Genomic DNA, 14,050 nt, shown 5'->3' on the forward strand with positions numbered 1-14,050 from the left:
CTATTCTTCTGTTTTCTTCAAAGTTAATCTTTATTAAGAATAACAAAGATAACCTTTGTAATCAAAAAGAGGTTGACTTATTATGGTCAACCTCCTGTGTTTTTAATGTTTTTTAAGTCTTTTCGAATTAAAACTCGGCATTCTTTGGTGTCCGAGGGAAAGGAATCACGTCACGAATGTTACCCATGCCGGTAACAAACAGAATGAAACGTTCAAATCCCAGACCAAAACCCGAGTGAGGAACGCTTCCAAAACGGCGGGTATCCAAGTACCACCACATTTCTTCAGCAGGAACGTTCATCTCTTCCATGCGCTTCACTAATTTGTCGTAATCAGCTTCCCGCTCCGATCCTCCAATGATCTCTCCAATTTGAGGAAACAAAACGTCCATGGCAGCTACTGTTTTGTTGTCATCGTTCTGCTTCATGTAGAAAGCTTTGATGTCCTTTGGATAGTCGATCAGGATAACCGGCTTTTTGAAGTGTTTTTCAACCAGGTAGCGTTCGTGCTCACTTTGCAAGTCGATGCCCCATTCAACCGGGAACTGGAATTTTCCTTTTTTGAAAGGTTTTGAATTTCTCAGAATATCAATAGCATCGGTGTAAGTACAGCGCACAAATTCGTTCTCCAAAACAAACTGAAGCTTTTCAATCAGTTCCATTGAACGTTGATCCTGAGGCTTGTTCTTCTCTTCCTGTTGCAAGCGGTTGCTCAGGAATTTCAGATCATCCATGCAGTTGTCCAGGGCATAGCGGATCATGTATTTCAGGAACTCTTCCGCCAAGTCCATATTGTCTTTCAGTTCATGGAAAGCCATTTCAGGCTCAATCATCCAGAACTCAGCTAAGTGACGGGTGGTGTTGGAGTTTTCTGCACGGAAGGTTGGTCCGAAAGTATAAACTTCACCAAGAGCCGTTGCACCTAGTTCGCCTTCCAGCTGCCCGGATACCGTTAAGTTGGTTGGACGTCCGAAAAAGTCTTGTGTATAGTCAATTTGGCCTTCCTCCGTTGTTGGAGGATTCACAGCCGGAAGCGTAGACACCCGGAACATTTGTCCGGCACCTTCAGCATCAGAGGCTGTTACAATAGGCGTATGCAAGTAATAAAATCCTTTGTCGTTGAAATATTTATGAATGGCAAATGCCATCGCATGCCGAATACGGAATACAGCACTGAATGTCGCGGTACGGAAGCGCAAGTGGGCGTTTTCACGTAAAAATTCGAGGCTGTGTTTTTTGGGTTGAATCGGGTATTTGTCGGGGTCGGCTTTTCCATAAACCTTAATTTCAGAAGCAACCAGCTCAACAGCTTGTCCGCTTCCCATTGATTCGACCAACTCACCGGTTACGCCAATGGCAGCACTGGTGTTGATGTCGCGAAGTAAGCTTTCTCCAAATTTTTCAACATCGGCAACAACCTGCAAATTATTAATGGTTGATCCATCATTCAGCGCAATAAAATTGACATTTTTACTTCCACGCTTGGTTCTAACCCATCCTTTTACCAACACTTGCTGGCCTACTTCTCCTCCAGCCAGCACTTCTTTAATTTTCAGTCGTTTCATGTTGTTGTGTTTTGCAGATTTTTTCGTTTTATCCCTGATATTCAGGTTTCAAAAAATTGAATTGCAAAAGTACACTTTTATCATGAAATAAAAGGAATGGCGCTTGGAAAAGTTGGCTAAATGACTCATCTGCTAAGATACAGCTAAGTTTGGGGTCGAATTGTTGCCACTTTTGGATTGAATTTGAGTTCGGATTTGCCGTTAAGTCCGGTGTGTAGATAAAAAAAGAGCCCGAAAGTCAGGCTCTTTCTGGAACTATGTTTGTTGATTAAATCGTTTAAAACTGATCCGCTTTGCGGTAAGCGTTAATAAATGCTTGTTCACCCTCTTTCCCGGGTAGGCTCCGGCCGTGCTCACAACAAAGGACACCATCGTAGTTCTTATCGTAGATGTGCTTAAACACGTTGTTGTAGTTGATTTCTCCGGTTCCGGGTTCTTTGCGTCCCGGGTTGTCTCCAATGTGGAAAGCAGCAATGGACTCCCAGGCTAGGTCGATATTCGGAATCAGGTTGCCTTCTGTAATTTGCTGGTGATAAAGATCGTTGACAATCTTACAGCTGGGGCTGTTAACGGCTTTGCAAATCATGTGAGCCTGCGGAATTTTGGTCAGGAATAGTCCCGGGTGGTTGGTCCAGGCATTCAGTGGCTCAAGTACAAGTGTTAGGCCCTTGGGCTCAACAATGTCACAGCACATGCGTAGGTTGTCCACAACGTTTGCTGTTTGATAGTCCCACTCCAGGTCATCGGTAAATCGGCCAGGCACAACCAGCGCCGATTGAGCATTGGTCCGTTTGGCGCATTCCAAACCTTCCTGCATCTTCTTTTTGAGCATGGTTTTGATCTCTGGATCTTGGGTGACAAACGACTTGACACTGAAATCAGCATACAAGACAAATGGTCCCAGATCCATCCCCAGGCGGGCCAGTTCATTGGCAATTTTTTCCTGAAGGGCAGGTTCTTTGTGCATCAGTCCGTTATCAAAAATAGCCCGGAAGCCTTGATCGTGGAAAAACTTGATTTGATCGATCGGATCACTTCCAACAAGTTCTTTAAAACTTCCAAGACTGGGAGCATACTTGAGTTTGAACTGTGCTGCATTCGACTTTTCAGGGGTGCTTGCTGAAGCTGAAAAGCCGGAAGTAAGGCCGGCGGCAGCTAAACTGCCCATGGCAGTGTTTCTGATGAAGTTTCTTCGTTTCATTGTAGTAATTGGTTTAGTGAACTCTCAAAAATAGTTTTATTTCTTCCAGATTACAAGTCAATTCTAAGAGTCTTTTTAGCTAGTTTCGTATTGTTCTATTCCTTTGTGGAATAGGATCTTTGGTAAGGATAGATTTGGTTTTGGGAAAGAAGTCGTTGGTTTTGTAAAGAATATAAATAGTTTGATAGAATGGAGGACTCCGTTTTTTGAATCGAGTCATACTTCTTGAAAAATTAGAATAAGTTTTTTGGCATTATGATTAAGATTTGAATAATGAATAATTGTATTTGTACAATTAAGGAATGATTTGTATTAATAAAGATTTGATTTTCAATAGTGAAGAAATAGTTTTAACTTTAATGAGCTTATCGTAACTCACTAAAACTATTCTTCGTCATGTTGCACTACAACCTACGCTATTTACTCGAAATCAAAGGAATTGCCAATCCATACAATTTTTTGATCAAGCTCGGATTGACTCCCAATGTGGCTACGCGGTCGCTTAATGGAAAAGTTACCCAGCTGAAGCTAAATCATCTTAGTTCAATTTGCCGGGCATTGCATTGCACGCCCAACGATTTAATGGAATGGGAGGATGATGGGCAGGAGCCTTTGCCGGATAATCATCCCTTGCAGGCCTTGGTTCGCGAACAACTTCCACTGAATATACGTGGGCAATTGCGCGAATTGTCGTTTGACCAGTTGAAGGAAGTCCGCTCGTTAATTACCCGGCTGAAAGAATCAGAAAACAACCAGAACAACAGGGAACCCAAAAGCTAAAAGAGCGGCTTTGGGGAGCTTTTCAACCGGACCGGAAGTTATCGCTTTTATCGATACTATTCTGGTCTGTTTTTTCGTCTTCAGCAGAAGTTTTATACATTTGAGAAGTACTAAAATCTAATAAACCAATTACTATGAATCGTAAACTTCGAATGGGGATGGTCGGTGGAGGTTCTGATGCCTTCATTGGTGCCGTTCATCGTCTTGCTGCTTTTATGGATAACCAAATTGAATTGGTTTGCGGCTGTTTCAGTGTCAATCCGGAAATCTCGAAAGCTTCTGGAAAGTCCTACTTCCTACCTGAAAACCGGGTGTACTCAACCTACCAGGAAATGTTTGAAAAGGAGGCCCGTTTGCCCGAAGGTGAACGCATGGACTTTGTGACTATTGTAACCCCCAACTTTGTGCATTTTGCCCCGGCCATGATGGCCCTGGAAAATGGCTTTCATGTGGTTATTGACAAGCCCATTACCTTTACGCTGGACGAAGCACTGGCGCTTCAATCGAAGTTGGAGGAAACCGGCCTAACCTTGGCCCTGACACATACCTATTCGGGTTACCCGGCAGTAAAAGATGCGAAAGCACGAGTTGCCCGGGGTGACTTTGGAAAAATCAGGCGCATTTATGTAGAGTACCCACAAGGTTGGTTGGCAGCAAAAGAGGAAGACACTGGCAATAAACAGGCAAGCTGGCGTACCGATCCTAAAAAATCAGGGAAAGCAGGTTGTATGGGTGATATTGGTACGCATGCCCACCAATTGGCCGAATATATTTCAGGATTGAAAGTCACTGAGTTGTGTGCTGAGTTGAATGTTTTTGTTCCTGGCCGGATGCTGGACGATGATGGAGCTGCTTTCCTGCGTTTCGAGAATGGCGCTCGCGGGGTGTTGATGGCAACACAAATTGCCGCAGGAGAGGAAAATGCTTTAAAAATTCGGGTCTATGGTGAAAAAGGAGGCTTGGAATGGCGTCAACATGAACCCAACACACTTTGGGTAAAATGGGCGGATCGGCCAACCGAAATGGTGCGGGTAGGAACCGGACAAATGGGGGCTGCCGCTCAGCATAACACCCGAACGCCCGGCGGGCATCCTGAAGGCTACCTCGAGGCTTTTGCCAACATCTACCGCAACTTTTCATTAACCGTAAGGGCTAAAATGAACAACGAACAACCCACCGCTGAGATGCTCGACTTTCCGGGCATTGAAGATGGTGTTCGGGGCATGCGTTTTATTGATACTGTTGTTGAAGCTGGCTATAACGATGCTGTTAAATGGGTGAAATTTGAAGGATAAAACGAATCAGTAATTAACCACTAAATCATAAACTATGGGCAGACCTGTAACACTATTTACCGGGCAATGGGCCGATTTACCGCTGGAAACCATGTGCCAGAAAGCAAAAGACTTTGGTTATGATGGTTTGGAGCTTTGTTGTTGGGGAGATCATCTCGAAATTGACAAGGCAGATCAGGCCTATTGTGATCAAAAGAAAGACTTACTAAAAAAATACGATTTAAGTTTATATACCATTTCAACCCACTTGGTGAGCCAGTGTGTTTGCGATCCGATTGATGAGCGCCACAAGAATATTGCTCCAGATTACATTTGGGGTGATGGCGATCCTGAAGGAGTCCGGCAACGGGCGGCAGCAGAAATCATCCGAACGGGGCAGGTGGCTGCACGCTTAGGGCTTGATACCGTTGTGGGCTTTACCGGAAGTCCTATTTGGCATATGTTGTATGCTTTTCCGCCAACACCAATGGAGTTGATTGATAAAGGTTACGAGGAGTTTGCCAAGCGGTGGATTCCGATTTTAGACGAGTATGAGAAGATGGGCGTCAAATATGCGCTGGAAGTTCATCCGACAGAAATCGCGTTCGACATTGAATCAGCTAAGCGAACACTTGACGCTTTGGGGCATCATCCGGCTTTTGGTTTTAACTATGATCCCAGCCATTTAGGCTATCAGCATGTCGATTATGTCCGGTTTATCTATGAATTTTCAGATCGTATTTTCCATGTACATATGAAGGACGTCCATTGGAGTGATGTGCCGGTAACTGCCGGTGTTTTTGGTGCCCATTTACCATTTGGAGACAATCGTCGCTATTGGAATTTCAGGAGTGTTGGGCGTGGAAAGATTGATTTTGAGAGTATCATTCGTGCGTTGAATGATATCCAATATAGCGGACCGCTGTCTGTTGAATGGGAGGACAGTGGTATGGATCGGGAGGCTGGTGCTGCAGAATCTTGCGAGTTTGTGCGCTACAGTGACTTTGCTCCTTCGAACGTGGCATTTGACGATGCCATGCAAAAAGAATAAACAACTAGAACGAAAGATGACAACAAGAAGAACATTTATTAAGCGAACTACGGCAGCTACAGCTGCAGTTGGGATAGCAGCATCAATGCCTGCGGCTATGAGTGCTTGTTCGCCAGACAAGTTGGTTCGTTGCGGATTGATAGGCGCGAAAGGAATGGGTTTTTCAGATCTGAGAGCTTTTTTAGGACAACCCAATACGGAGTGCGTTGCGATATGTGATGTGGATAAGCGGGTATTGGATGCCCGGCTTGCTGATACTGAAAAGTTGCAGGGGAAAAAGCCCAAGGCTTATTCCGATTATCGGCAGTTGATTGCTGATGAGGAGGTGGATGTCGTGATCATCGGAACTCCGGATCACTGGCACTGCCTGCCTTTTGTTGAAGCTTGCCAGGCAGGAAAAGCAATCTATTGCGAAAAGCCTTTGGGGAATTCGATTGAAGAAATTAACCTGATGGAAGCGGCTGCGAATAAATATAACACGGTGGTACAGGTTGGCCAGTGGCAACGGAGCGATCCGCATTGGCGTGATGCTGTTGAGTATGTTAATTCGGGCAAATTAGGTAAGATCAGAACTGTGAGGACTTGGTCGTACCAAGGATGGATGGAGCCCGTACCGGTAAAACCTGACGGTGAAGTACCAGCTGGTGTTGACTACGATTTTTGGTTGGGGCCTGCTCCTAAGCGACCGTTTAATCCGAATCGTTTTCATTTCAACTTTCGCTGGTTTTGGGATTATGCTGGTGGCTTGATGACCGATTGGGGAGTGCACATCATCGATTATGGGCTGTATGGCATGAATGCTAAAGCCCCCAAGTCAGTAATGGCGATGGGAGGCAAAATGGCTTATCCGGATGATGCTTCAGAAACACCGGATACCCTGCAAGCCTTGTACGAGTTTGATGGGTTTACCATGCTTTGGGACCATGGAACCGGCATTGATGGAGGTTATTTTGGCAGAACCCATGGGGTGGCTTTTGTAGGAAATAACGGTACGCTGGTTGTCGATCGCAATGGTTGGGAAGTGATTCCTGAACGGAAAAATAAGCAGGATTTGGTCGAACGGGTTGAGCTTCAGAAAGGAAATGGGAAAGGCTTGGAGTTGCATATGGCGAACTTTCTGGAAGGTGTCCGTTCAGGTAATCGAAACCTGAATTGTAGCATTGAAATTGCCGCTAACACAGCGCGGGTAGCCCATCTAGGGAACATTGCCCTGCAAACAGGGCGTCGGTTGTACTGGGATCATGAAAACAGTCGTTTTATTAACGATGAGGAAGCCAATCAATACTTGGTGCCAAGCTATCGCAGTCCTTGGAAATTACCTCAAGTATAAGATTATAAAGTCTATTTTGGAGAACGGAGGCCTGTTGGTCTCTGTTTTTTTTCTTGTAAATCTATGCTCCTTTCGCCATTTTTAACCCTTGTAACCAAAAAAACAATCTTCGATGACTCCGTATATCTCTCGATTATTTATTTTGGCAGCCACGCTGTTAGTAGCTTGTCAAACAAACGATACCCCCCTCATGATGTCTAAAGAATTGAATAACGGCTGGCAGTTTAGCGAAAATGGTAAAGATGAATGGTTGCCTGCCACTGTTCCCGGAACTGTCCATACAGACCTGATGGCAAACGATAAGATTGACGATCCTTTTTATCGTTTAAATGAGCGCGACGTTCAGTGGATCGATAAACTCGACTGGGACTATAGAACCAGCTTTATGGTTGATCGGGACTTGTTGAAAAGAGACCGGATTGCTCTGGATTTTAAAGGACTGGATACCTATACTGAAATTTTTGTGAATGAACAGCCGGTTGCTTCTACTGACAACATGTTTCGGGAGTACCTGGTCGATATTAAGCCTTACTTGGAAGAAGGAGAAAATAGCTTGCAGATTACGTTTTTATCACCCATCAAGGAAGGAATTAAGAAATACGACGCGAATGGTTTTGAAATCATGGTTTCGGATAATGACTTGGCGGAAATAGGAGAGGTTGAAGGAGGTAAAAAGGTGAGTGTGTATTCTCGTAAGGCAGGCTACCATTTTGGCTGGGATTGGGGGCCTCGCTTGGTTCCTAGTGGCATCTGGCGTTCGGTGTATCTGAAAGCCTGGGATGAAGCACGCATTGAAAACCTTCAGCTGGTACAAAACGAAGTGACAGATGATCTTGCGCGTTTAACAGCCGTTGTTGAGGTGGAATCGCAAAAGAAAGCTGAGGCTACCTATGAGGTGCTGGTTGATGGAAAGCCGGTAAAATCGAAAGTTATTAAGCTGGAAGAAGGCTTGCACACCTATTCGTTGGACTTTGAAATTGAAAATCCCAAACTATGGTGGACCCATGGTCTGGGAGAACAGCCACTCTACGCTGTTACCGCTAATTTAACGGTTGATAATCGCTTGACAAGCCGCGAAGATCGGATTGGAATCCGAACACTTGAACTGGTGCGCGATCACGATGAACAAGGAACCTCTTTCTATTTCAAACTGAATGGAGTTCCTGTTTTTATGAAAGGAGCCAACTACATTCCCAACGATGTATTTTTACCGCGTGTAACGGATGAAAATTATCGCCGGGTGATCAATACTGCCAAAAACTCCAACATGAATATGCTGCGTGTATGGGGTGGGGGAATTTATGAGAACGACTTGTTTTATGATCTTTGTGATGAAGCCGGTATTTTGGTTTGGCAGGATTTTATGTTTGCTTGTGCCATGTTCCCGGGAGATGAAGCCTTTCTGAATAATGTGAAGGAAGAAGCGATTGATAACATTAAACGACTGCGTAACCATCCAAGTATTGCCATGTGGTGTGGAAATAATGAAATACTGGCAGCATGGTATGGTTGGGGCTGGAAAAAGAAAGAGGAAGCCAAAAACAAGGAAAATGCGGATAAGATGTGGAAAGCCTATGAGGATATTTTCCACACCATTTTACCTGAAGCTGTGGAAGCTTATGATTCTGACCGTTTTTATTGGGCCTCCAGTCCTTCGTCAGGAACAGGAATTGAAGCCGATCTGAAAAACGGTGATGAGCACTACTGGGGCGTTTGGTGGGGAAAAGAGCCATTTAGCAAGTACGCCACGCACATTGCTCGTTTCATGAGTGAGTATGGTTTTCAGTCATTCCCAGAGTTTAAAAGCGTTAAGCAATATGCTCTGCCCGAAGATTATGACATTGTTTCAGAGGTTATGAACTCACATCAGCGCTCCTCCATCGGGAATAAAACGATTGAATATTACATGTTGCAGGACTACGATCAGCCAAAAGATTTTGAGTCGTTTTTGTACGTCAATCATGTTTTACAGGCTGAAGGAATTAAGTTTGCATTGGAAGGACACCGGCGGGCAATGCCTTATTGCATGGGCAGTTTATACTGGCAGATCAACGACTGCTGGCCTGTGGCTTCGTGGAGTTCTACCGATTACTATCAACGCTGGAAAGCGCTTCAATACTATGTGAAGAAAGGTTATGAGCCGGTGTTGGTTTCACCATACATCGATGGAAATTTCTTGAAAATTGGCATTGTGAATGATGAACTTCGTGAGATTAATGCCCAGTTGAATTTGCGGATGGTTGATTTTGATGGAGAAGTCGTTTGGGAAAAGTCCGTTTTGGCAGATGTGCCGGCCAATTCAAGCAACTCTTATTTTGATATTAACCGCTATGACTTCTTACGAGACAAAAATAGCCGGGAACAGGTGCTTGTTGCAGAGGTGGTTGAAAAAGGGCAGGTGATTGCCCGGAATGTATTTTATTTCAGGCCGGTGAAGGAAGTGCGCTTGCCTCATCCGGAGGTGAGTGCGCAGATTTCTGCCGTGGACGGTGGCTGCCGGATTGTATTGAAAACGGATAAATTAGCGAAGAATCTGTTTATGACGATCGGTGATGAAGAGGGATTCTTCTCGGATAACTACTTCGATCTTTTGCCCGGAGAAAAGGCTGAAATTACCCTTCAAACCTCGGTTGAACTGGCCAAAATTAAGGAGGTTTTCAAGATTCAGACATTGGATACCGCTTTTAAGTAAAATAGGGGATCGTTAGCTATCAGGCCATCACGTATTTTAAATGGGGGTATTTGGGCGAAATTGCCAAATATTTCTGTCGTTACAAGGCTTTAAAAGTCAGATTCCTATAAAATAGAAAACCTCCAGAACACGGCTGTTCTGGAGGTTTTTTCTGGTCCTAAACTAAATGATTTCTCTCTGTTTAATTGTTTCCACGGTAAAGTGGAGTATATATTGTTTTGTGGCTGTAAAAAAGATTACAATTACTGTGCCAAAAAACAAAAATAGAAAACATTTAGGGGCGTATTTTTTGTTTTTCTTATTCGTGATTTGCTTAGCACTTTGATTTTTAGCTTTTTCCCCTTAACCAATGCTTGTTGAGGGCATGCTTAAAGGATAAGCTTGGCAATTTCAACCGAAATATTGCTGATGTTCTCAAAGAGAAATTCCGCAAAAGCGTCATGAGCTTGTTCATCGGCTTTGTCGGAAATTACCCGAATGACGGTGCAGGGAATTTGGTAGTCGGCACCAACCTGCGCAATGGCAGCTCCTTCCATTTCGGTACACAGAATCTGAGGAAAACGTTCATTGATCCGCATTTTCCCATCTTTTGAAGCGATAAACTGATCTCCGGTGCCGATGGCTCCAAGATGAACCTGTGGCGCATATTCCTTGCTGATTGCTGGATAATCTCCCTTTTTCAGGTTGGCAAGAAAAGTCTCAACAGCCTGAAGGGCCTTGTCTTCAGATTGAGGCAGTACTTTAAACGAAAAGTCTTTCCAAAATGGAGACTTAACCTCCGGAAAGTGCTCAAGTCTTGACAGATCCACATCGTGTTGAATGAGTTGATTGGCAACAACAATATCTCCAATATGAAGTTGGGCTTGGATGGAGCCTGCCAAGCCAATAAAAACGAGTTGATCAACTTGGTAATGATTGATTAAGGTGGTTGCTGTTGAGGCGGCTGCCACCTTTCCCCAGCCCGACAGAGCCATGACAACTTCTTTGCCGTCAATGGTTCCGGAGTGGAATTCGCGGGAGCCAAATTGCTCGGTTTTCAAACGTTGAATATCTTTTTTCAAGAGAAGAATCTCTTCGTGCATGGCACCAATAATTCCTGTTTTCATTTGTTGATCATCTTAGTTTCTGACAAAAGTAAGCTTGTCGAGCGATTCTGAACGATTCTGACAATCAAAAATTTGATTTTATCTATATTTGTTTCATGTGCTTAAGCCAGATCAGATATTGTATCTTGTTTTTTTTGCTCGCTTTGTCATGGAAGGCTACCGGGCAAATCAAAGATGTTGGTGTTCCCGATATTAAGCACTTTTCAAAACAGGACTATCAAGGAAGTACACAGAACTGGCAAATTGAGAGTAATGCAAACAATTGGATGTATTTTGCCAATAATGATGGTTTGCTTGAGTTTGACGGTAGTCATTGGCAGCTGTATGGTTTGCCTAATCAGTCGATTATTCGATCCGTTAAAATCGATGAGAACGGACGAATTTACGTAGGACAGCAGAACGATTTTGGCTTTATGGAGCCTGACTTGAGAGGAGAACTAAAGTACCATTCTTTGGTCGATTTGGTTTCGGAAGATGATCGAAATTTTGAGGAGATCTGGCGCATTCATCTGACTGATTTTGGAGTTGTTTTTCAATCTTATACCCACCTTTTTGTTTATCGCGATAACCGTATTTCAACGGTGCATTTACCCAATCGCTTGCGTTTTTCTTTTTACATTAACGATCGCTTGTGGATTCAGGATGAAGAAGAAGGATTGAAGGAATACCGACGCGGTAAGTTTTATGATTTACCCGGAGTGGATGAACTGAAGGAGATGGAGATCTGGACAATTTTGCCGATCTATAGCAACCGGGTGCTGATCGGAACAGCGAACCATGGAGTGTTTATTTATGATGGCGAGAAACTGGAATCTTGGGAGGGGGCAGGAAATCAGTTTTTAAAGGATAATCAGATTTTCTCGGCAGCGAAGTTTCAAGATGCTTATTATGCTTTTGGAACCATTCAGGATGGGTTACTGATTACCGACGAGCGCGGGAAGATTATTCAGCACGTCAACAAGAAGAAGGGGCTGCAGAACAATACCATTTTGAGTATTGGATTGGATGGCGATAACAATTTATGGCTGGGGCTGGACAACGGAATTGACTATGTCGATATTTCCTCCCCTTTTACGTTTATGTATGATCCCGAAGGCTTGGGAGCTACCTATTCCTCTTTGGTGTATAAAGAGAAACTGTATGTTGGAACAAATCATGGCCTTTTTGTAAAGGATTGGCCGGAGGGAATCCACTTGGATACGGAAGGATTTAGGCTTATCCCGAAAACGGTAGGACAAGTTTGGTACTTGGGTGTTCATCAGGGGGCCGTTTTGTGTGGACACGATAATGGCGCTTATTTGATTCAGGACGAAACGGCAACACTGATTTCTGATATCCGGGGAGCCTGGATGTTTCTGGATTTAGCCGGGCAGGAGGATTATTTGATTGGCGGAAACTACAATGGCTTGACACTTTTTCGTAAAACCGAAGGAGAACGGCCTTGGGAGCTGGTTGGCCCGGTTAAGGGCTTTGCCGAATCATCGAAACTGTTAGCCGAGGATGAAGACGGATCAATCTGGATGAGCCACGGGTTTAAAGGGGTTTTCCGCATTCAGCTAAACAGCACTCTTGATAGTGTCGTTCATTACGATTTTTACAATTCAAACGATGGCTTACCCTCTGATATTTATGTGAATTTAATGACTGTGGGCAACGATATTATTTATACGTCGCCGAATGGAATTTATGCATACAATCCAGACTTGAATCGTTTTGACCCCTCGGTTTACTACAATAATATTTTTGAAGGCCAAACAGATATTGACTACATAAAAGAGGATCAGTTTAATAATATTTGGTTCGTTGGGGGAAGTGTCCCAGGGGTATTGCGTTTTCAGGAAGATGGAACCTACAATAAGGTTGTTGGTCCGTTTGAAACGGTCGCTGGGCGTGTCATCTCAGGCTTTCAGCACATCCATGTTGTCGATCGCGAAAACACCTTGATTTCTTTGGAAGATGGTTTGGCACATTACACCCCTAGTTATAAGGTGAATCAGGACGAACCCATCGGTGTGTTTCTCCGGAAAGTAGAAAACTTGACGACCGGTAAAACCGTCTTTCCGGCTTTACTCTCGGAACATTTGCCGGAAGATTCACTGGCTTTTGAATATCGGGGAAATAACCTGCGTTTTACGTTCTCAAGTTCGGAATACAAAAGTCTGGATAAACTGAAATTTAGCTATCGCCTGGTTGGTTATAGTGAAAGCTGGTCAGAATGGTCTGAGAGCTCTGTCTGTGAGTTTATGAACCTGTATGAGGGGGATTATACCTTTGAAGTGAAGGCGATTGATCCTTTTAATACAGAGAGTGAAATCTCCCAGTTTCACTTCTCTATTCATCCTCCCTGGTTTCGCTCCACTCTGGCAGTTTTGTTTTATGTAGTGACGGGTTTATTCTTGTTGGCCTTAATTAGCTGGCTGGTGTACCGACGAATGCAGATTTCGAAGCGTAAAGAACGACTGAAAAACCTACAGGAGCACCGCCGGCAGGTTCAGCAATATCAGCGGGAAATGCTTGTTTCCGAGAAGGAAATCATTCGCCTGCGGAATGAAAAGCTTCGCGGTAAAATGCTTCACCTGGACAAGGAATTGGCTAACCAAACGATGAACTTGGTGCAGAAGAACAAGTTTATGGACCGTGTGAAGAAAGAGCTTAAAAACTTGCAGAGTCAAACCGAAGACAGCTCGATGAAGTCGAAGATCAGCTTGATTATTAATCGGATCGATAAAGAGTTTGATGATAAACGGCAAAAAGAGCTGTTTGAAACCTACTTTGATGAGGTTCACGAAGATTTTTTCAAGCGATTGACAGAACGGTACCCCAATCTTACGCCACGGGAACAAAAGCTTTGTGCTTACATTAAAATGAATATCTCGACCAAAGAAATTGCCACTCTGCAAAACATATCAACCCGTGGAATTGAAATTGGTCGTTACCGCCTTCGGAAAAAACTAGGACTGGATCGAGATACGAATCTCAGCACGTTTATTTCCAGTATTTAGCATTCCTGTTGTAGAGCATATTTATTAATGATGTATCTATTTAGGATGAC

General features: G+C 43.9%; 9 protein-coding genes. 6 read left to right on the top strand and 3 right to left on the bottom strand.

Going from position 1 to position 14,050, the window contains the following annotated elements:
* Nucleotides 1-127: 127 nt before the first annotated feature.
* Nucleotides 128-1,564, bottom strand: coding sequence for an asparagine--tRNA ligase (gene asnS / locus BM156_RS01990; protein WP_093918143.1), 1,437 nt, complete (start codon nucleotides 1,562-1,564; stop codon nucleotides 128-130).
* A 277-nt stretch (nucleotides 1,565-1,841) separates the two neighbouring features.
* Entirely contained in the window at nucleotides 1,842-2,765 is a 924-nt protein-coding gene (locus BM156_RS01995) for a hydroxypyruvate isomerase family protein (protein ID WP_093918144.1), read from the bottom strand.
* Between the two features lie 396 nt (nucleotides 2,766-3,161).
* Between BM156_RS01995 and BM156_RS02000 the strand changes: the two genes are divergently transcribed.
* From BM156_RS02000 to BM156_RS02020, 5 genes are all read left to right on the top strand, one after another.
* Nucleotides 3,162-3,545, top strand: a complete 384-nt coding sequence (locus tag BM156_RS02000) for a helix-turn-helix domain-containing protein (RefSeq protein ID WP_093918145.1) — start codon at nucleotides 3,162-3,164, stop codon at nucleotides 3,543-3,545.
* 134 nt (nucleotides 3,546-3,679) lie between these two features.
* Nucleotides 3,680-4,840 (top strand): Gfo/Idh/MocA family protein, encoded by a 1,161-nt coding sequence (locus tag BM156_RS02005; RefSeq protein WP_093918146.1) that lies wholly within the window; start codon nucleotides 3,680-3,682, stop codon nucleotides 4,838-4,840.
* Between the two features lie 34 nt (nucleotides 4,841-4,874).
* On the top strand, nucleotides 4,875-5,870 hold the full coding sequence (locus BM156_RS02010) for a sugar phosphate isomerase/epimerase family protein (RefSeq protein WP_093918147.1): 996 nt from the start codon (nucleotides 4,875-4,877) through the stop codon (nucleotides 5,868-5,870).
* A 16-nt stretch (nucleotides 5,871-5,886) separates the two neighbouring features.
* Entirely contained in the window at nucleotides 5,887-7,200 is a 1,314-nt protein-coding gene (locus tag BM156_RS02015; RefSeq protein ID WP_093918148.1) for a Gfo/Idh/MocA family protein, read from the top strand.
* Nucleotides 7,201-7,312: 112 nt separating this feature from the next.
* A complete protein-coding gene (locus BM156_RS02020) occupies nucleotides 7,313-9,892 on the top strand; it encodes a beta-mannosidase (protein WP_093918149.1) in 2,580 nt (859 codons plus the stop codon).
* Between the two features lie 368 nt (nucleotides 9,893-10,260).
* Here the strand turns inward: BM156_RS02020 and BM156_RS02025 are convergent, their stop codons facing one another.
* Nucleotides 10,261-10,998: a 5'-methylthioadenosine/adenosylhomocysteine nucleosidase gene (locus BM156_RS02025; protein WP_093918150.1), complete on the bottom strand. Its 738-nt coding sequence runs from the start codon at nucleotides 10,996-10,998 to the stop codon at nucleotides 10,261-10,263.
* A 125-nt stretch (nucleotides 10,999-11,123) separates the two neighbouring features.
* On the opposite strand from BM156_RS02025, the gene BM156_RS02030 reads away from it, so the two are divergent.
* Nucleotides 11,124-14,000, top strand: a complete 2,877-nt coding sequence (locus tag BM156_RS02030; protein WP_170846823.1) for a triple tyrosine motif-containing protein — start codon at nucleotides 11,124-11,126, stop codon at nucleotides 13,998-14,000.
* Nucleotides 14,001-14,050: the final 50 nt, after the last annotated feature.

It is taken from the genome of Sunxiuqinia elliptica, from assembly GCF_900113005.1.
GTDB lineage: Bacteria > Bacteroidota > Bacteroidia > Bacteroidales > Prolixibacteraceae > Sunxiuqinia > Sunxiuqinia elliptica.

What these genes read in the sequence shown, in the direction of transcription:
- asnS (WP_093918143.1), bottom strand. Translation starts at nt 1,564, where the DNA reads ATGAAACGACTGAAAATTAAAGAAGTGCTGGCTGGAGGAGAAGTAGGC.
- BM156_RS01995 (WP_093918144.1), bottom strand. Translation starts at nt 2,765, where the DNA reads ATGAAACGAAGAAACTTCATCAGAAACACTGCCATGGGCAGTTTAGCT.
- BM156_RS02000 (WP_093918145.1), top strand. Translation starts at nt 3,162, where the DNA reads ATGTTGCACTACAACCTACGCTATTTACTCGAAATCAAAGGAATTGCC.
- BM156_RS02005 (WP_093918146.1), top strand. Translation starts at nt 3,680, where the DNA reads ATGAATCGTAAACTTCGAATGGGGATGGTCGGTGGAGGTTCTGATGCC.
- BM156_RS02010 (WP_093918147.1), top strand. Translation starts at nt 4,875, where the DNA reads ATGGGCAGACCTGTAACACTATTTACCGGGCAATGGGCCGATTTACCG.
- BM156_RS02015 (WP_093918148.1), top strand. Translation starts at nt 5,887, where the DNA reads ATGACAACAAGAAGAACATTTATTAAGCGAACTACGGCAGCTACAGCT.
- BM156_RS02020 (WP_093918149.1), top strand. Translation starts at nt 7,313, where the DNA reads ATGACTCCGTATATCTCTCGATTATTTATTTTGGCAGCCACGCTGTTA.
- BM156_RS02025 (WP_093918150.1), bottom strand. Translation starts at nt 10,998, where the DNA reads ATGAAAACAGGAATTATTGGTGCCATGCACGAAGAGATTCTTCTCTTG.